Below are 15,945 nucleotides of genomic sequence, written 5' to 3'. Positions count from 1 at the left end.
GCTACCTCTCGACCCATGTGGCGCCTGCTCACAGCTCTGTCCGTGCTTCTCGCCCCCGGCGCCGCCGGTGCGGTCGAAAGCGCGCCCGTCACCTCGCCGCGGGCGACCGTCACGGTCGTCTCGTCCGTCGAGGCGATCGCGCCGGGGCGGCCCTTCCGCATCGCGCTTCGCCAGCGCCTCGCTCCCGGCTGGCATACCTACTGGACCAACCCGGGCGATGCCGGTGCGCCGCCGGAGATGGCGCTGGCGCTGCCAGAGGGGGCATCGGCCTCCGACCTCGCCTTCCCGACGCCAGAACGCATCCCCTACGGCCCCCTGGTCAATTTCGGCTACGAGAACGAGGTCCTCTTCCTCGCCACGGTGACGCCGCCGGCGGCGCTCCAGCCGGGCGACCGTTTCGCCTTGGAGGCAAGCGCCTCCTGGCTCGTCTGCGAGAAGATCTGCATCCCCGAGGAAGGGGTGTTCCGGCTCGACCTTCCGGTCGAGGGCACGCCCCGCCCCGCGGCGGCCTCGGCGGAGATGATCCGCGCCGGGGAGGCGGCGCTGCCGCGCCCCTCGCCCTTTGCCGTCACCGTCGGCTTCGAGGGCCAGGGCGGGGCGATCGCGCTCGCCGGCGAGGCCCTGGCGCCAGGTTCGGTGCGCGAGGCCTACTTCTTCCCGGCAGACTGGGGCGTGCTCGACCATGCCGCGCCGCAGCCGATGACGCTCAGCGACGGCGTGCTGACGCTGTCGCTCGCCCGTGGCGTGGGGCCCGTACCCGCCTCCGTCTCCGGCCTCGTCTCGATCGTCGACCGGGGGGGCGTGCGAAGCGGCTACGTGGTCTCGGCAGCGCCCGGGCCTGTTCCGGCGTTGCCCGCCGCACCGGGGCTGCCTCTCTGGCAGGCCATCGCCTTCGCCGCCCTTGGCGGGCTGATTCTGAACCTGATGCCTTGCGTGTTCCCGATCCTCGCGATGAAGGCGATGGGGATTGCCCGGCTCTCGGGCGCAGCGCGGGGCGAGATCCGCGCCCATGCGGCTGCCTACACCGCCGGGGTCGTGCTCTCCTTCCTCGCCCTGGGCGGGCTTCTCGTCGCGCTCAAGGGGGCGGGGATGGCGGCGGGCTGGGGCTTCCAGTTCACCTCGCCCGTCTTCGTCGCCGCGCTCGCGTGGCTGATGCTCGCGGTCGGGCTCAACCTCTCGGGCGTCTATGCGGTGAGCGGACCGATGGGGCTCGGCCAGGGCGCGGCGTCGCAGGGCGGCAAGGTTGGCGCCTTCTTCACCGGCGCGCTCGCCGTGCTGGTCGCCACCCCGTGCACCGCGCCGTTCATGGCCGCCGCCATCGGCGCGGCGGTCGCGATGCCGCCGGCGGCGACGCTCGCGGTGTTCGCTGCCCTGGGCGTCGGCATGGCGTTGCCCTACGTGATTCTCGGCGCGGCTCCTGGCCTCGCCCGCTTCCTGCCGCGGCCGGGGGCGTGGATGGAGCGGCTTCGCCAGGGCCTCGCCTTCCCGATGTACGCCGCGGCGGTCTGGCTCGTCTGGGTCCTGGCGCAACAGGGCGGGGCCGATGCGGTGCTCGCCGTTCTCGCGGGTGCTGTTCTGCTCGGCTTCGGCCTCTGGGCGCTTGGCCAGGCGCAGGGGTCGGCCGGGCGCGGGCGGCGCATTGGGCAGGGTCTCGCCGCCGCCGCGGTGATCGGTGCCGTCGCGCTCCTACCGCGTCTCGACGCCGCTTCCCCTCCGGCAGGCGCGGCGACGGCCTCGGTCTCGATCCTGCCCGACGCCGAGCCATGGTCGCCCGAGCGGGTCGCCGCACTTCGCGCGGAGGGGCGGCCCGTGTTCGTGAACATGACCGCCGCCTGGTGCATCACCTGCAAGGTGAACGAGCGCGTGGCGCTCACCACCGACGCCGTGCAGCTGGCCTTTGCCGAGCGCAACGTCGCCGTACTGGTCGGGGACTGGACGCGCGGCGACGCGGCGATCACCGCCCTGCTCCGCCAGCATCAGCGCGACGGCGTGCCGCTCTACCTCTACTACCCGGCCGGGGGTGGCGCGCCCGCCATCCTGCCCCAGATCCTGACCGAAGGGATCGTTCTCGACGCGATCGGAGCCGCCAAGGGCCCGCTCGTCGGCGCCGCACGCGGCTCGACCATCTGACATCCATACGAGGAGACAAGATCATGCGCCTTCTGACACGACGCACGACTCTTGCCGCCGGCCTCGCGCTGGTTGCCGCCGCGCCGCGCGAGGCCCTCGCTGCGCCGAGCCTCGGCGCGCCGGCGCCCGACTTCGCCCTGCCCGACCAGGACGGAACCATCCGCCGCCTCGCCGAGTTCCGCGGCAAGGCCGTCGTGCTCGAGTGGACGAACCATGACTGCCCGTTCGTGCGGAAGCACTACACCAGCGGCAACATGCAGGCGCTGCAGGCGCTCGCGAAGGAGCGGGGCGTTGTGTGGCTGTCGATCGCTTCGTCGCCCGAGGGTGAGCAGGGCCACGTTACCGGCGGGCAGGCGCGCGAGCTCACCGAGAGCCGGAACGCGACCCCCGCCGCCGTCCTGCTCGACCCTCAGAGCGTGGCCGCCCGTGCCTACGCAGCGACGGTGACGCCGCACATGTTCGTCATCGATGGCGCGGGCATCCTCCGCTACATGGGCGGCATCGACAGCATCCGCTCCACCCGCGTCGAGGACGTGCCGCGCGCCGAGCCCTTCCTCCGCGACGCGATGCTCGCCATCGCCGAGGGAAGGGCGCCCGCGCAGGCGGTGACGCAGCCCTATGGCTGCGTGATCAAGTATTTCGGCGCCTGACGCGCCGGCCCAGCACGGGGCTTTCGATCGGCACGCGCGAGGGCGGCGAGGGGGACCCCGCCGCCCTCCGCCGTTGCACGACGCCCGCCCAGAACATTCCGATTGCAAAACAGTAACGCGGTGACTATTCTGCGATCGTGACGGTCAGACCGGGCCGCCCCTCAAGGGCCGAGATCCGCGATGTTTGCCTTGCCCCGTCCCCTTTCGCCTGCCCGCCTGGTGCTGTGGCTCCTGCTCGCGCTTGCCGCGTGCGGGCCCTCGATCCCGCGCGAGCAGGTGCAGCGCGCGAATGCCGCCTACGAGGCGGTGGCCGGGCGCAGCGATGCGATGCTTGCCAATCTCTCGGTTGCGGAGCGGCGCACGTACCTGCGAACGCTCGCCGCGACAGGTGCCCCGCGCGACGGCGACATCGTCGTGCCAACGGTGTTCGACCCCACCAGCGCCGCCTATTTCTCCTCGGTCGGCGACCCCGTGCTGACGGCGTCGCTTCGGCGCGGCATGGGCCTTGTGGGTGACTACTTCAAGCTGCTCGTCATGCTCGCGGAGGGCAGGCCCGTCGAGGAGGCGAAGGGCCAGATCAACGCGCTCGCCGGCTCCGTCGCCGGGCTGATCACGGTCGCGACCGGTGGCGCGGCGCTGCCCCTCGCGGCGCTCGCCAGGCAGCTCGGCCCGCTGATCGACGGGTGGGGACGGGCGCAGAATGGCGAGGAGCTGCGCCGGCTCGTGCTCGAGGGAGAGCCCATCGTGCGCGAGCAGATCGCCGCGATGCAGGCGGCCTCGACCGCCGCGTACGAGACGCTCACGCGCGAGCCGATGCGCGCGGTGCGCACCACGCTTGCCGACAACGACGCCGCGCGGCGCGCCGCCTTCGTGCAGATGGCAGAGGCGCAGGTGCTCGTCGCCGACTATGTCGTGCTGCTCGACAAGCTCGCGCAGACGCTGACCGCGCTTGCCGCAGCGGTGCGCAATCCCGGCTCGCCGCCGACGCTTGCCTCGCTCTCTGCTTCGGCCGACAGCGCGCTCATCCAGGCCCGTGCCGCGGAGGGCGCGATCGCGATCCTCAAGGCGGGGAGGACACCATGAGCGGCGAGGATCCACGCACGACGCTGAACGCCATGAGCGAGGCGCTCGTCGCGCAGCGGAGGAGCGCGACCGACCCCGCGTTGCGCCAGGAACTCTCCAGGCAGATCGAGGCGATCGAGGACCAGCTCGACGTGCTCGCCGTGCTCAATGCGCGCGAGGCTGCGAGGGCGGTCGATGCAGCGAGCAGCCGGCTCGAGGCGCTGCTCGCCACCGCGCGGGTGAACCCCTTCGACCCGCTGATCCAGAGAGCGTTCAAGGGCGCGGCCGACCGCGTGGTGAAGCGGGCCGACGCGGCGAGCGCAGCCTTCGCGTCGCAGGAATTCCCGGCCGTCGAAGAGGACGAGCCGCCGGCGGTGCAGGACGCGACGCTGCCTGCCGCGGCCGCGCCAAGCCGAGGGGACGCACCGGAAGTGGCGCCTTCCTCAGCACCGGCTGGGGATACCGGCGCCGTCGTCGCCACACCTCCGCCTGCCGCCAAAGATCCTGTCGCGGCTGAACCCGTTGCCGCCCCGGCCGCAGCGGCGCGGACGGAGGCGGACGTCCCGAAACCGTCGGCGCCAGCCACATCGGAACCAGCGCCCGATTCGCTTCCGCCGCTGGTGCGCGGCAACACGCTCGCGCAGCTCGCCGAGGACTACAGGCTGTGCTGGGCCGCCTGCCGCATCCGCCCCGAGAAGCGCAAGGAGGTGGAGGCGGCGACCGACAGGATGCTGCAGGGCCGCGCCCGGTACGAGGCGGTCAGCCGCCGCAGCGGCGGGGTGCCCTGGCAGCTCATCGGTATCATGCATGGGCTCGAATGCGGCTACGACTTCTTCAAGCACCTGCACAACGGCGACAGCCTCGGCGCCCCGACGACGCGCGTGCCGGCCGGCCGCCCACCGGGCTGGACGAGCACAGGCACGTGGGAGGAGAGCGCGCTCGATGCCGTGCGGTTCAAGTTCAAGGGCATCACGGACTGGTCGCTGCCGCAGGTGCTCCATGCGCTCGAGAGCTTCAACGGCTTCGGCTACCGGCCGAAGGGCATGCGCTCGCCCTATCTCTGGAGCTTCTCGAACCTCTACACCAAGGGCCGCTTCGTCGCCGACCACGTGTACGATCCGGAGAAGGTCTCGAAGCAGGTCGGCGCCGCGCTCATCCTCAAGGTGCTGGAGGAGCGTGGCCTCTGGCCGTGATGCCCGCGACCGTCAGATCATCGCAAGCGGTCGCTTGCGCGAGGGCGGCGGAAAGGCCGCGTCGATCGCCGCGAGATCCTCGTCCGTCAGCGTGAGGGTGGCGGCCGCGGCGTTGTCGCGCACATGCGCCTCGTCCGCCGCCTTCGGGATCGCGATCATGCCGCGGTGCCGCAGAGCCCAGGCCAGAGCGACCTGCGCGGTGCTCACCCCATGCCGTGCCGCGCCCGCCTTCAGCGCGGCGCTGCGCAGCAGCCGCCCCCCCTGCCCGACCGGAGAGTATGCCATCACAGGCATGCCGCGCTCGGTGCACCAGGGAAGCAGGTCGAACTCGATGCCGCGCGCTTCGGGGTTGTAGAGCACCTGGTCGGTCGCGCAGGCCCGGCCGGCGGGGAAGGAGAACAATTCCTCCATGTCGTCGGTGTCGAGGTTGGACACGCCCCAGCGCAGGATGCTTCCCGACGCACGCAGCGCCTCGAACCCGGCGACGGTCTCCTCGAGCGGCTCGCCACCGCGCCAATGCAGCAGATAGAGGTCGATCCGATCGGTGCGGAGCCGCTTGAGAGACCGCTGCGCGGCGGCCACGACACCGCGGCGCGAGGCGTTGTGCGGATAGACCTTGGAGACGATGAAGGCGCGGTCGCGCTGCCCGGCGAGCGCCTCTGCCACCACCTCCTCGGCACCGCCCTCTGCGTACATCTCCGCGGTGTCGATCAGCGTGAGGCCGAGATCGAGGCCGAGCCTCAGCGCCGCCACCTCCTGCTTCCGCGCGGCACGGTCCTCGCCCATCTTCCAGGTGCCCTGGCCGAGCGCGGGAACCTCCGTGCCATCCGGAAGCTTGACCCTCCTCATGTGCGATCCTCCCTCCCAGCGGCTATATGGTGCGTCGAACCGTCGCCTTGCGGGAAGGGTGAACGAACGATGCGCGGAATGATGGCTCTGGCCGTGGTGGTTGCCTTCGCCGGTGGCGAGGCGTTGGGCCAGGCGCGGGTGGTGACGCCCGCGATGAGCGACGAGCAGGTCGGACCCTGGGTGATGACCTGCCGGACAGACCCGATGACAGACCGGAGCGACTGCACGCTGCGCCACCGCCTCTGGCTCGAGCTGCCCGACCTGCAGCGTGCCTCGAGCGTCGGCGTCGCCTTCGAGATCGTTCTGCGCGACGGCCAGGCCCTGCCGGCCGTGACGGCACGCGCCCTATCCCTGTCAGACCCGCAGCGCGGGGCGCTCGCGGTGGGCGGTACGGTCGAGCTGCGGCTCGATTCCGAACCGGCGATGGTGATGCCCTGCACGCTCGAGGGCCGCGATGCGATCTGCGCGCCCGAGCCCGGCGAGACCTCGGCGCGGGCCGCCGCGCTTCTGCCCGAGGCACGGCGGGTGCTCCTGCGGCTGAAGGCCCCGGCCCGGGCGGTGACCGGCGGCGGGTCGGACGACATTCTCGCGCTCGACCTTGGCGAGACGTCGCGGGCGATCGCGCTCCTTCGCGAACGCGCCTCGGGCCAGCCGCCACGCCCTCCGGCGCCGAGCGCGACATCCTCCTTCCTCGAGCAGCTCGAGCGCATGCTCCGCCGCTGATGGCGGAGCGGGCGGGCAAGGCCCATCTCCAGGCCATGCCCGGGCTCAGCATCGTCTGGTTCAAGCGCGACCTCAGGGTCGCCGACCACGCTCCCCTCGCTGCCGCCGCCGCGGCCGGGCCTGTGCTGCCGCTCTGGATCGTCGAGCCGGGGCTCTGGGCGGCGGAGGAGGCCTCGGCGCGGCAGTATCTTTTCCAGGCCGAAAGCGCGGCGGAGCTTTGCGCCGATCTCGCCGTCCTCGGCCAGCCCCTCGTCGTGCGCGCGGGCGAGCCCCTCGCCGTCCTCAGCGCGCTCGCCGAGGCGATGCCGGTCCGCGCCATCCATGCGCACCAGGAAAGTACGGGAGAGCGGGACTTCGCGCGCGACCGCGCGGTGCGGGCCTGGGCGCGCGAGGCCGCCATCCCGTTCCACGAGCATCGCCAGAACGGCGCGATCCGCGCCCTGCCGAGCCGGGACGGCTGGGCGGCCCGGTGGGAGCGGTTCACCCGCGCGCCCGTCCTGCCGGCCCCGGCCACGCTCGCCCCGCTCGGCCTCGACCCGGGCACGATCCCGCATCCCCAGGCACTCGGCCTCGCGCCCGACCCATGCCCGGGGCGGCAGCGCGGCGGCAGGCGCGCGGCGGAGGCGCTTCTGTGGTCGTTCCTGGCGGACCGTGCGCTGCCCTATCGCCGCGCGATGTCCTCGCCGCTGGCCGGCTGGGCTTCATGCTCGCGCCTCTCGCCGCATCTCGCCGCCGGAACGCTCTCGGTGCGCGAGGCGGCGCAGGCGGCGCGGCGGGCGCGTGACGGTGAATCGGGCGGGCTTGCCGAAGGCATCGACAGCTTCCTCACGCGGCTCGCCTGGCACTGCCACTTCATCCAGAAGATCGAAACCGAGCCGGCGATCGAACGCAGCGCGATGCACCCTGCCTATGCCGGCATCGGTGGCGCCGGCCCCGGCGAGCCGGTCTTCGAGGCCTGGGCGGCGGGGCGCACGGGCTGGCCCTTCCTCGATGCCTGCATGCGCTGCCTCGTGGAGACGGGGTGGCTCAACTTCCGCGCCCGCGCCATGCTCGTCTCCGTCGCCGCGATGCACCTCGGGCTCGACTGGCGCGCGGTGGGGCTGCATCTCGCCAGGCTCTTTACCGACTACGAGCCCGGCATCCACTGGAGCCAGGTGCAGATGCAGTCGGGCGTGACGGGAGTGAACACGATCCGCATGTACAACCCGGTGAAGCAGGGCTTCGACCAGGACCCCGAGGGCGCCTTCGTCCGCCGCTGGGTACCCGAGCTTCGCGCCCTGCCCGGACGGCTCGCGCTCGAGCCCTGGCGGGCAGGCGGCGCGGCGGGCTACCCCGCACCGATCGGCGATCACGAGGCGCTGGCACGGGCCGCGCGCGAGCGGCTCTGGGGCGTGCGTCATGGCCCGGCCTATCGCGCCGCGGCCGATGCGGTTCAGGCCCGGCACGGCAGCCGGCGCTCCGGCATGCGGCAGGTGGGAAGCCGCCGGCCGCCCGCGCAGCCGCGGCTGGAGCTCGGCGAATGAGGGCGGACCGTTCCGAGATCGAGAGGACGATCCTGTCGCTCACCGCCGCGCGCGGCGAGGGAAGGAGCATCTGCCCATCGGAGGTCGCGCGCGCGATCGCGGGGAACGACGAGAAGGTCTGGCGCCTGCTGATGCACCCCGTGCGCGAGACTGCGCTCGCGCTCGCGCGGGACGGCCGGATCGCGATCCTCCGGAAGGGCAAGCCGCTGCCGCCGGGCGAGCCGGTCCGTGGGGTGATCCGCCTCGCCGCTGTAAGCGAGGGCTCGCCGCCCTCAGCCGACGCCTGAGACGAAAAGGGCGGCCACGAGGGCCGCCCTTCGCGTCGGAAGCCCGCGCAGGCTTCAGGCAGATTTGCGCCGGCGCGCCGCGAACCCGAGGCCGAGCAGGCCTGCGCCGAGCAGGCCGAGCGTGGCGGGCTCGGGCACGGAGGTCGTGCTCGCGGTGATGCGGACCAGCAGGTCGTCGTGGTTGTCGTCGACCTGGTTGCCATCATCGAGCCAGAGATAGACGACATCGCCTGACTGCGGCGCCGTCAGCGGATTGCCGTTGAGGATGTCGAACGTCGCGAAGAAGTTCTGCGCGTTCACCACCGTGTCGTTCACGTTGCCGCTTCCGACGCCCGGAACGATCGCATCGGCGTTGTTGCGAACCTCGTAAACCCCACCATTGCCGCCGTTGATGATGAACTTGAAGTCGAGGCTGTCACTGCTGAACGAGGCCAGCGGGGCTCCGAGGCTCGACGCGCGATTGATGCCGTCGAGCCCAATGCCGGTGTTGCCGCTCGTGGTGAACGTCCCCGCGCCGGGCACGGTGAACTGGTTTCGGTTGCTCGCTTCTGCGCCGAAGAATTCGTAGAGGTAGCTCGCCCCCGCCGTGCCGACGATCGTCGCCCCGTAGTAGCCGTAGCCTGGGCCGGCCGACGTCAGGGGCGCGAACAGCGGCAACAGCTCGTTCGTGTTCCCGCCACCAGACCCGCCCGACGGGATAGAGCCGAACTGCGGCGCGGCGGCGACGCCGTTGCCGATCCCCGCACCGTTGCCGAGCGACAGCAGCGCTGCTTCGGCCACTCCCACCCCGCCGAGCGAGAGGGCGGCCACGGCAGCGCCGGCCATCAGAAGGTTCCGCATTTTTTGTCTCCCAGAAGTCGCTATTTCAGCAACTGTGCAGCTTCGAATTCTGGAAGCAATTTGCATGCCATTGTAGGAAACTGAGCCCGTTCAGCGTCTTGCGGCTGCACCAAAGCGCCGGTCGGACAGACTGTAAAACATCCCGACTCGTTTCGTCGCCGCGCGTATCGGCGTAAAAAGTGCGGAACCGGGTCGTGCCCTGCCCGTGGTCAGCGACCCGAGGCAGGGCGGCCGGGGTGCGTCTCGAGCCGGCGGACGACGCCGCGCAGGATCTCGAGGAACAGCGACGCAAGCGGCGGCAGCGTACGGCCCTTGAGCGTCGCGACGACCGTGGGAAAGCGCCACGGCGGCACCGCAACGGGAAGGACGCGGAGCCGCGCGCGGGGCGCGCCGAGCCTGAGCGCCGAGTCGTGGATCATGGTGATGAAGCGGCCCGTCTCGATCAGCCCGAAGCGGAGGTTGAGCGAGTTGCTGATCACCCGGATCGGCGGCACCGCCATGCCCAGCGCGGCGAAGGCGTCATGCGTGGGCCCTCCCGGCGCGATCTCGGCGCGCGACTGGATCCACGGCGCATCGGCGAGGTCGGCGAGCGTGATCGCCCGCCGCCGCCGCGCCCACGGGGCATCGGGCGCAGAGACGACCATGAGCTGCTCGTTCAGCAGCGGCTCCATCGCGATGTCGGGACCCGTCTCGACGATGCGGGACACGACGAGATCGACGCGGCGTTCACGCAGCAGCCTCAGGCTGTTGTCGGGGTTGCCCTGCTCGAGCTCCAGATGCGCGCGCGGATGGCGCTGGGAGAGCTCGTCGACCGCAGCGGCGACGATGCCGGCCGCGGCGATCTCGGAACAGCCTATGCGGAGGAGGCCGGCACCGGGGTCGGACAGGAAGGCGATCTCCTCCACGCCCTGGCGAAGCGCATCGAACACGGCCTGGCCGTGGCGGATCAGCGCCGCGCCGTAGGCGGTCGGCGAGACGCCGTCCGCGACCCGGTCGAGCAGGCGCACGCCGAGCGTGGCCTCGAGCGAGGCGACTACCTTCGAGACCACCGGCCGAGACACGGCGAGCCTGTCCGCCGCCTTGGCCATCGAGCCCTCCTCGCCGACGACCATCAGCACGTGCAGGTCACGCGGCTTCAGGCGCCTGGCGATGCGGTCCGTCGGCTGCATGGTGTGGTACCCATAATGGAAATAGGGTGTCAGAAAACAGAGCTTGGGGCTACGCCTCGCGTCGGTCCAGTCTTTCCTTGCACGAACCGATCCGACGCAAGGGAACCCGTCGATGGACAGGATGATGCTGAGGCGCCGCACCGCCCTCCTCGCGCCGCTGGCCGCGCTCGCGGCGGCGCGGCAGGCCGAAGCGGCGGTGGACCGGCTCGCGCGCATCATCGTCGGCTCGCCTGCGGGAAGCGGCACCGACACGGTCGCGCGGCTTCTCGCCGGCGCGCTCGTAGATGCCCGCTACGCCCCGGCCGTGATCGTCGAGAACCGGCCGGGTGCGAGCTCCCGCCTCGCAGCGGAAGCGGTGAAGGCGGCTGCGCCCGACGGCGCGACGATCCTGCAGGCGCCGATGCCTGTCCTGACGCTGTTCCCGCACGTGTTCCCGCGCACCACGCGCTACGATCCCATCGCCGATTTCGAGGCGGCGACGACGATCGGCGAGCTCTGCTACGGCCTTGTCGTCCGCGCCGACCATCCTGCGCAGGACCTCGCGGGCTTCCTCGCCTGGGCGCGCGAACGCGGCGGGGCGACCTTCTCTCCCCCCGTACTCGGCGCGCCGCAGCACATGCTCGGCCTCGTGCTCGCGCGCGCCGCAGGGGTGAGCCTCACGGTCGTGCCCTATCGCGGCGGCGCGCTCGCCCAGACGGATCTTCTGGGCGGGCGGATCGACAGCTTCATGAGCCACATGGCGGAGCTTGCGCCGAACGTCCGCGCCGGGCGCACGCGGCTCCTTGCCGTCACGTCGCCGCAACGGCTGAGGAGCCTTCCCGAGGTTCCGACCTTCGCCGAGGCAGGCTTCGCGCAGCTCACCTCGAGCGAGGCCTTCTGCCTGATGCTGCCCGCGGACACACCGACCGGCGTTCGCGACGTGCTCTATCAGGCGGTGAAGGCCTCACTTGCGCGGCCCGACATCGCCGAGCGGCTCGAGCGGCTCGAGATCACGCCGATGGCGCTCTCTCCGGCCGCGACGGCCGAGCGCATCCGCACCGAGCTTGCTGCGTGGGAGCCCGTGGTGCGCGCGTCAGGCTTCACGGCCGAGGAGTAGCCCCCGATGGCAAGGACGCACGATGTCGCGGGCGGAGCGCGGCTTGCGCATCTCGGGCTGGTGGTGGGCGACCTCGCGCGCATGCGGCACTTCTACGCCGAGGTTCTCGACCTTGCCGTAACCGACAGCGGCATCAGCGCGCGGCGCGGCCGCGAGATGGTGTTCCTGAGCGGCGAGGCCGGCGTGCACCACGCACTTATGCTCGTCGAGGGCGAGCGCGGCGCATCGGGCGGGCTCGACCACATCGCCTTCACCGTCCCCTCCCTCGCCGCGCTGCGCGGCGTGCGCGACAGGGCGGCGGCGTGCGGCGCGGCGGGGCTTCGTGCGGCCGATCACGGCAATGCCTGGTCGATCTACTTCGTCGACCCGGAGGGCAACGCCGTCGAAGTGTTCGTGCCCGCGCCCTTCGCGATGACCCAGCCCTCGTCCCGCGCGCTCGACCTCGACCGGAGCGATGACGACATCATCGCGGAGACGAAGCGTGCGTGCGCGGGATAGGCGCATCAGCGTGATGGCGATCCCGCGGCGGGTGCCGCCATGCCGTGCCCGATCGCACAGCCCGCCCCGGCACGCTCGGCTACAACGATCACGCAACGTGATCTGGCGACCATGCACTGCCATACGAGGGACATATCGCATTCGCGGCGACATCCGCATGGTGTCATGCAGGCCCTCCCTCGTATCCCTGCTGGAGCCGGAGTTCAGTCCGGTGAGCGGAGCGCGGCATGACGATGGCGCGGAGCCATATTGTCGCGGAATGGCAACGGGAGCGGCAGTGATGAGTACGCTCTGCGCAGCAACACCCGCCGTCCTCGACGGTGCGGCGCCGGTGCCGCCACAGGTGGGGACGGGAGGAGCGAGGGCTTCGACGATGACCGCGAAGACCGCCCGGCACGGTGCGCTTCCCGCGACCGCAATCGCATCGTCGCGGCAAGGTGAGTGAGCCATGCCGGCAGACCTCACAACCGCCGCGGCCTGGGACGCAGAGCTGCGCCTGATCGTCGGCTTCGTCCTTGGCTACGTGGTCATTCTCGCCACGCCCGGACCCAACATGCTCGCCGTCGCGGGCATCGCGTCGCTGCATGGGGTACGCGGGGCAGCGCCGTTCTGCGCCGGCGTTGCTCTCGGAGCCGGTGCGCTCGGTGCGGCGCTTCTCTTTGCGATCGGCGCTGCGGCCGATGCGGTGCGCAACTGGGACGCCGCTGCACGGGCGGTGGGCGCGCTGCTTCTCCTCTGCATCGCCGTCGCCATCGCACGCACGCGGCCGCCGGCTGTGGACGAGGGCACTGCGACAGGCCGCATTCGGCCAGGTGCGGCTGCCGGATGCCTGGCGGCGCTCGGAGCAGGGTTCTGCACCGCAGCGACCAATCCGACGACCGGCGCGTTCTTCGCCTCCCAGTTCCTCGGCCCGCTTGGCGGCGCCGCACATGGCGAAGCTGTGACTGCGGTCGTCACGCTGATCGCCGTCGTGGCAACCGCACTCGCCTTCTTCCTGACCGTCGCGGCCGTGCTCTCCCTACCCGCTCCACGCCGGGCGGCGCTGGCCTGGCATCGACCGATCCGCGTGGCGGCGGCCACTGCGCTCGTCCTGATGGCCGCCGCGACGGCGTGGTCGTGTCTCTCCTGCGGCTAGTGGATTCGGCAGGGTGGCGCGACGAGGAGGGCGTATCGACGCCGGAACGGCCATGCTCCGGAGAGGCGCATCGGCGTGCATCCATTTTTGCGCCAGGCGCTGCCATGGCGTGTCGGATCGCACATCGGGCGGCGGGGCCGTCGCATACCATCGCGACATCGAAACGGGAGCGACGATGATGAGGACGCTCTACGCAGCAGCATTGGCCGTGCTCGCCACCGCGGCGGCCTCCCCCGCATTGCCGGCGGAAACCCTGGTCCTGCGCATGACCGCGAGCGTGGAGTACGCGCTGCGCAACCGGATGCAGGACAGCGACGGGTTCTGGTTCGCCACCTACGAGCTCAAGGGACATGCCTTCCCCAACGGCAGCGACAGCATCGCCTACGACCTCTCCTGCGTCGGCGCCTCCTGGGGCATCGATGCGTCGCTCGGCGGAGAGGAGGCGATGTGCCGCCTCGGCGAGGACGGCGCGCCTGTCCTGTTCGCCCGAGGCAGCGCGGTCGACGGGCGCGCGCGCACCGCGCTTCTGCGCTTCGAGCTCTATGGCGGCCGCGGGCGGTTCGCCGGTCTCGACGGCACCATGACGATGGAGCGCGGAATGGACCTGAGTGGCGAGCGGCCGACGGGAAGGGCAGGGCTGATGCTCCGCCTCGCCATGGTCGCGCGCGACAGGGCGGCCGAGTGACCGTGCGTACGCTCGCGGCAGCCGCGCTCCTTATCCTTGCCTCGTCGCCTGCGCTGGCGACGCGCGATCTCGGCACGATGCCGTTCAGCGGCGTCATGACCGTGGAATGGATCGCGTCGGAGCCCAGCGATGGCGACGTGGAGACGGTGCGCTATCGTATCGTCGGTTCCGTCGACGGCGACACCGGCGACGGGCGGGAGGCCCTTCTCTCGGGCTTCGATCTCCGATGCGTGGGGACGATGGAGCTCGGCGGCGGGCTTATCCAGTCCGACGAGGCCTCCTGCCGGGTGACCGACCGGTACGGCGAGGGCATGTGGCTCGACCTCGCTTCCGGCCAGGATACTTGGTCCTGGCACACGCTGAAGGCGAGGTTCGGCGACGGCACCGGACCCTACGCTACGGTTCGCGGCGAGGGGGAGCTCACCCGCGCGATGCTCATTCCGCCCGGCTCGACCGCGCCGATGGGCGTGTTCCACGGATTCATCCGCTGGTCGCGCGAGTAAGGCGCAGAAGGCTACGATCCGGCGCGAGGCCCTGGACAGCAGCGCCGTGATAAGGCGCGTTCGTGCCGCAGAGGCATCGTTTCCCGCATCCGTCCTGCGAGCACGTCGTGGCGAGATGTGCCTGTGCGCACGGATCCGGCCCGGCGATCGGTGCGTCAATCTCTGCATCGAAGGGTGAACGGGAAGTGGCGGAATGGCCATGCGTACGACAATCGGGGCGGCGCTGATCGTCACGATGGCTGCGGCCCACGCTTCGGCACAGCAGATCGGCGTGCTGCCGTTCAGCGGGCAGATGTCGCTCGAATGGCTCGGCCTCGAACCGGACAACGACGGCGTGGTCAGCGCCCGCTACCGTGCCCGCGGTGGAACCGACGGAGACGGCGGCGAGGCGCTGCTCGCAGGGTTCGACCTTGGCTGCACCGGCACGATGCGGTTCGAGCCGGGACGCTTGCTGGCCGACAACGCCGCCTGCGCGCTGACCGACCGGTTCGGCCAGGGCATGCGGCTCACGCTCGAGGCCGAGTCCGGGCCGTGGGGATGGCACACGCTGCGCGCCCGCGTCGAGGACGGAAGCGGACCGTACGCACGGCTTCGCGGGCGAGCGACGCTTACGCGGATCATGCACGGGCCGCCGGAAAGGCCGATGCTCTGGGCCTACGTTCACGGTGCCGTTGCATGGGAGAGGCGATAGCCGCCCATCCCGCCGACTTGGCCGCACCATCCGTCCGCGGCACAGTGGGTGCCCAGCACCTCCGGAACCCGCCAATGCCGACCATCACCTTCGCCAACCCCGCAGGCATGCCGAAGCCGGCCGCGCGCTATTCCATGACGGCGGAGGTCGTGGGCGAGGCTCGCTGGGTGCTGATCAGCGGCCAGCTGCCGATCGCAGAGGACGGGTCCGTTCCCGAGGATTTCGCCAGCCAGGCAGAGCTGGTCGCACGCCACATCGAGGCGGCGCTCGCCCATCACGAGTTCGGCTGGGGGAATGTGGTGAAGCTGACGACCTACCTCACGACGCGGGCGGCGCGCGGCGCTTGGCAGGCCAAGCGCGACGCCCTGTTCCCCGGCACGCCTCCGGCAAGCACGCAGGTGATCGTCGCCGGCCTCGCCGATCCGCGCTGCGCGATCGAGGTCGAGGCGATCGCGGTCGGCTGACGGGCTCGTTCAGATCTCGGCCGCGGCGTCGCGGCAGGCAGCCTCGCAGGTCCGGCATACCTCCGCGCAGATCCGGCAGTGCTCGTGCATGTCGGCGTGGCGCTCGCACTCCTCCGCGCAGGTGCGGCAGGCCGCCTCGCAGGCCGCGAGAACGTGGCGGAGCACGTCGCGGTTCGTGCCGGTCCGCCGCGTGGCCATCGCTCCCGCCGCGCAGCAGAGATCGGCGCAGTCGAGATCGAGGCGGATGCACTGGCTGAGATGTTCCACGCCGTCCTCGGCGAGGCAGGCATCGGCGCAGGACGCGCAGGTCTGCGCGCAATCGTAGCAGGCGACGACGCAGCGGGTGAGCGCGTCCTCCCCCATGGCGAGGTGGTTCGGGTGGCTCTGCAGCATCTCGGCGGCGTGCATCATTCTCGTGTTCCCTCTCGGGCGGACGGACCGGTTTCG

The 15,945-nt window shown here is 71.5% G+C and carries 18 protein-coding genes; 14 read left to right on the top strand and 4 right to left on the bottom strand.

Annotation, left to right across the window (positions count from 1 at the left end; all coding sequences use genetic code 11):
* Positions 1-15: 15 nt before the first annotated feature.
* The 4 genes from FIF60_RS14885 (at position 16) to FIF60_RS14870 (ending at position 5,035) form a co-directional block, all read left to right on the top strand.
* Positions 16-2,130 (top strand): protein-disulfide reductase DsbD family protein, encoded by a 2,115-nt coding sequence (locus FIF60_RS14885; protein WP_144186884.1) that lies wholly within the window; start codon positions 16-18, stop codon positions 2,128-2,130.
* A 23-nt stretch (positions 2,131-2,153) separates the two neighbouring features.
* Positions 2,154-2,780 carry a redoxin domain-containing protein gene (locus FIF60_RS14880; RefSeq protein ID WP_144186883.1) on the top strand — a complete coding sequence of 209 codons (627 nt, stop codon included), beginning with the start codon at positions 2,154-2,156 and terminating at the stop codon, positions 2,778-2,780.
* Positions 2,781-2,969: 189 nt separating this feature from the next.
* The gene (locus FIF60_RS14875) at positions 2,970-3,863 is read left to right on the top strand and encodes a hypothetical protein (RefSeq protein ID WP_144186882.1); all 894 of its coding nucleotides are present in this window, start codon (positions 2,970-2,972) and stop codon (positions 3,861-3,863) included.
* Positions 3,860-5,035 carry a hypothetical protein gene (locus FIF60_RS14870; protein ID WP_144186881.1) on the top strand — a complete coding sequence of 392 codons (1,176 nt, stop codon included), beginning with the start codon at positions 3,860-3,862 and terminating at the stop codon, positions 5,033-5,035. Before FIF60_RS14875 ends, FIF60_RS14870 begins: the two co-directional genes overlap by 4 nt.
* A 12-nt stretch (positions 5,036-5,047) precedes the next feature.
* Here FIF60_RS14870 and FIF60_RS14865 read toward each other — a convergent pair whose 3' ends face one another.
* Positions 5,048-5,884, bottom strand: a complete 837-nt coding sequence (locus FIF60_RS14865; RefSeq protein ID WP_144186880.1) for an aldo/keto reductase — start codon at positions 5,882-5,884, stop codon at positions 5,048-5,050.
* A 78-nt stretch (positions 5,885-5,962) separates the two neighbouring features.
* Between FIF60_RS14865 and FIF60_RS14860 the strand changes: the two genes are divergently transcribed.
* Genes FIF60_RS14860 through FIF60_RS14850 form a run of 3 tightly spaced genes read left to right on the top strand, consistent with a single transcriptional unit; the run spans position 5,963 to position 8,417 of the window.
* Positions 5,963-6,607 carry a hypothetical protein gene (locus tag FIF60_RS14860; RefSeq protein ID WP_158639236.1) on the top strand — a complete coding sequence of 215 codons (645 nt, stop codon included), beginning with the start codon at positions 5,963-5,965 and terminating at the stop codon, positions 6,605-6,607.
* Positions 6,607-8,130, top strand: a complete 1,524-nt coding sequence (locus FIF60_RS14855; RefSeq protein ID WP_144186878.1) for a cryptochrome/deoxyribodipyrimidine photo-lyase family protein — start codon at positions 6,607-6,609, stop codon at positions 8,128-8,130. Before FIF60_RS14860 ends, FIF60_RS14855 begins: the two co-directional genes overlap by 1 nt.
* The gene (locus FIF60_RS14850) at positions 8,127-8,417 is read left to right on the top strand and encodes a DUF3253 domain-containing protein (protein WP_144186877.1); all 291 of its coding nucleotides are present in this window, start codon (positions 8,127-8,129) and stop codon (positions 8,415-8,417) included. Before FIF60_RS14855 ends, FIF60_RS14850 begins: the two co-directional genes overlap by 4 nt.
* A gap of 54 nt (positions 8,418-8,471) precedes the next feature.
* Here FIF60_RS14850 and FIF60_RS14845 read toward each other — a convergent pair whose 3' ends face one another.
* Both FIF60_RS14845 and FIF60_RS14840 read right to left on the bottom strand, forming a co-directional pair.
* Positions 8,472-9,257: a PEP-CTERM sorting domain-containing protein gene (locus FIF60_RS14845; RefSeq protein ID WP_158639235.1), complete on the bottom strand. Its 786-nt coding sequence runs from the start codon at positions 9,255-9,257 to the stop codon at positions 8,472-8,474.
* A gap of 209 nt (positions 9,258-9,466) precedes the next feature.
* Positions 9,467-10,426 carry a LysR family transcriptional regulator gene (locus tag FIF60_RS14840; protein WP_158639234.1) on the bottom strand — a complete coding sequence of 320 codons (960 nt, stop codon included), beginning with the start codon at positions 10,424-10,426 and terminating at the stop codon, positions 9,467-9,469.
* A 112-nt stretch (positions 10,427-10,538) separates the two neighbouring features.
* On the opposite strand from FIF60_RS14840, the gene FIF60_RS14835 reads away from it, so the two are divergent.
* The 7 genes from FIF60_RS14835 to FIF60_RS21650 all read left to right on the top strand — a co-directional run bounded on the left by FIF60_RS14835 (position 10,539) and on the right by FIF60_RS21650 (position 15,498).
* Positions 10,539-11,522 carry a Bug family tripartite tricarboxylate transporter substrate binding protein gene (locus FIF60_RS14835; RefSeq protein WP_144186874.1) on the top strand — a complete coding sequence of 328 codons (984 nt, stop codon included), beginning with the start codon at positions 10,539-10,541 and terminating at the stop codon, positions 11,520-11,522.
* 6 nt (positions 11,523-11,528) lie between these two features.
* Positions 11,529-12,020, top strand: coding sequence for a VOC family protein (locus FIF60_RS14830; RefSeq protein WP_144186873.1), 492 nt, complete (start codon positions 11,529-11,531; stop codon positions 12,018-12,020).
* Between the two features lie 448 nt (positions 12,021-12,468).
* Entirely contained in the window at positions 12,469-13,155 is a 687-nt protein-coding gene (locus FIF60_RS14825) for a LysE family transporter (protein ID WP_144186872.1), read from the top strand.
* A 178-nt stretch (positions 13,156-13,333) separates the two neighbouring features.
* A complete protein-coding gene (locus FIF60_RS14820; RefSeq protein WP_144186871.1) occupies positions 13,334-13,840 on the top strand; it encodes a hypothetical protein in 507 nt (168 codons plus the stop codon).
* A complete protein-coding gene (locus tag FIF60_RS14815) occupies positions 13,837-14,343 on the top strand; it encodes a hypothetical protein (RefSeq protein WP_144186870.1) in 507 nt (168 codons plus the stop codon). The genes FIF60_RS14820 and FIF60_RS14815 overlap by 4 nt, the downstream gene beginning before the upstream one ends.
* Positions 14,344-14,542: 199 nt before the next feature.
* A complete protein-coding gene (locus FIF60_RS21655) occupies positions 14,543-15,034 on the top strand; it encodes a hypothetical protein (protein WP_158639233.1) in 492 nt (163 codons plus the stop codon).
* Between the two features lie 74 nt (positions 15,035-15,108).
* On the top strand, positions 15,109-15,498 hold the full coding sequence (locus FIF60_RS21650) for a RidA family protein (protein WP_158639232.1): 390 nt from the start codon (positions 15,109-15,111) through the stop codon (positions 15,496-15,498).
* Between the two features lie 9 nt (positions 15,499-15,507).
* Here FIF60_RS21650 and FIF60_RS14805 read toward each other — a convergent pair whose 3' ends face one another.
* The gene (locus FIF60_RS14805; RefSeq protein ID WP_239451647.1) at positions 15,508-15,909 is read right to left on the bottom strand and encodes a four-helix bundle copper-binding protein; all 402 of its coding nucleotides are present in this window, start codon (positions 15,907-15,909) and stop codon (positions 15,508-15,510) included.
* Between the last annotated feature and the right edge of the window lie 36 nt (positions 15,910-15,945).

The sequence above is a fragment of the Elioraea rosea genome, from assembly GCF_007644105.1.
GTDB lineage: Bacteria > Pseudomonadota > Alphaproteobacteria > Acetobacterales > Acetobacteraceae > Elioraea_A > Elioraea_A rosea.
This window is presented reverse-complemented; position numbering and strand designations above follow the sequence as displayed.

What these genes read in the sequence shown, in the direction of transcription:
- FIF60_RS14885 (WP_144186884.1), top strand. Translation starts at nt 16, where the DNA reads ATGTGGCGCCTGCTCACAGCTCTGTCCGTGCTTCTCGCCCCCGGCGCC.
- FIF60_RS14880 (WP_144186883.1), top strand. Translation starts at nt 2,154, where the DNA reads ATGCGCCTTCTGACACGACGCACGACTCTTGCCGCCGGCCTCGCGCTG.
- FIF60_RS14870 (WP_144186881.1), top strand. Translation starts at nt 3,860, where the DNA reads ATGAGCGGCGAGGATCCACGCACGACGCTGAACGCCATGAGCGAGGCG.
- FIF60_RS14865 (WP_144186880.1), bottom strand. Translation starts at nt 5,884, where the DNA reads ATGAGGAGGGTCAAGCTTCCGGATGGCACGGAGGTTCCCGCGCTCGGC.
- FIF60_RS14860 (WP_158639236.1), top strand. Translation starts at nt 5,963, where the DNA reads ATGATGGCTCTGGCCGTGGTGGTTGCCTTCGCCGGTGGCGAGGCGTTG.
- FIF60_RS14855 (WP_144186878.1), top strand. Translation starts at nt 6,607, where the DNA reads ATGGCGGAGCGGGCGGGCAAGGCCCATCTCCAGGCCATGCCCGGGCTC.
- FIF60_RS14850 (WP_144186877.1), top strand. Translation starts at nt 8,127, where the DNA reads ATGAGGGCGGACCGTTCCGAGATCGAGAGGACGATCCTGTCGCTCACC.
- FIF60_RS14845 (WP_158639235.1), bottom strand. Translation starts at nt 9,257, where the DNA reads ATGCGGAACCTTCTGATGGCCGGCGCTGCCGTGGCCGCCCTCTCGCTC.
- FIF60_RS14840 (WP_158639234.1), bottom strand. Translation starts at nt 10,426, where the DNA reads ATGCAGCCGACGGACCGCATCGCCAGGCGCCTGAAGCCGCGTGACCTG.
- FIF60_RS14835 (WP_144186874.1), top strand. Translation starts at nt 10,539, where the DNA reads ATGGACAGGATGATGCTGAGGCGCCGCACCGCCCTCCTCGCGCCGCTG.
- FIF60_RS14830 (WP_144186873.1), top strand. Translation starts at nt 11,529, where the DNA reads ATGGCAAGGACGCACGATGTCGCGGGCGGAGCGCGGCTTGCGCATCTC.
- FIF60_RS14825 (WP_144186872.1), top strand. Translation starts at nt 12,469, where the DNA reads ATGCCGGCAGACCTCACAACCGCCGCGGCCTGGGACGCAGAGCTGCGC.
- FIF60_RS14820 (WP_144186871.1), top strand. Translation starts at nt 13,334, where the DNA reads ATGAGGACGCTCTACGCAGCAGCATTGGCCGTGCTCGCCACCGCGGCG.
- FIF60_RS21655 (WP_158639233.1), top strand. Translation starts at nt 14,543, where the DNA reads ATGCGTACGACAATCGGGGCGGCGCTGATCGTCACGATGGCTGCGGCC.
- FIF60_RS21650 (WP_158639232.1), top strand. Translation starts at nt 15,109, where the DNA reads ATGCCGACCATCACCTTCGCCAACCCCGCAGGCATGCCGAAGCCGGCC.
- FIF60_RS14805 (WP_239451647.1), bottom strand. Translation starts at nt 15,909, where the DNA reads ATGATGCACGCCGCCGAGATGCTGCAGAGCCACCCGAACCACCTCGCC.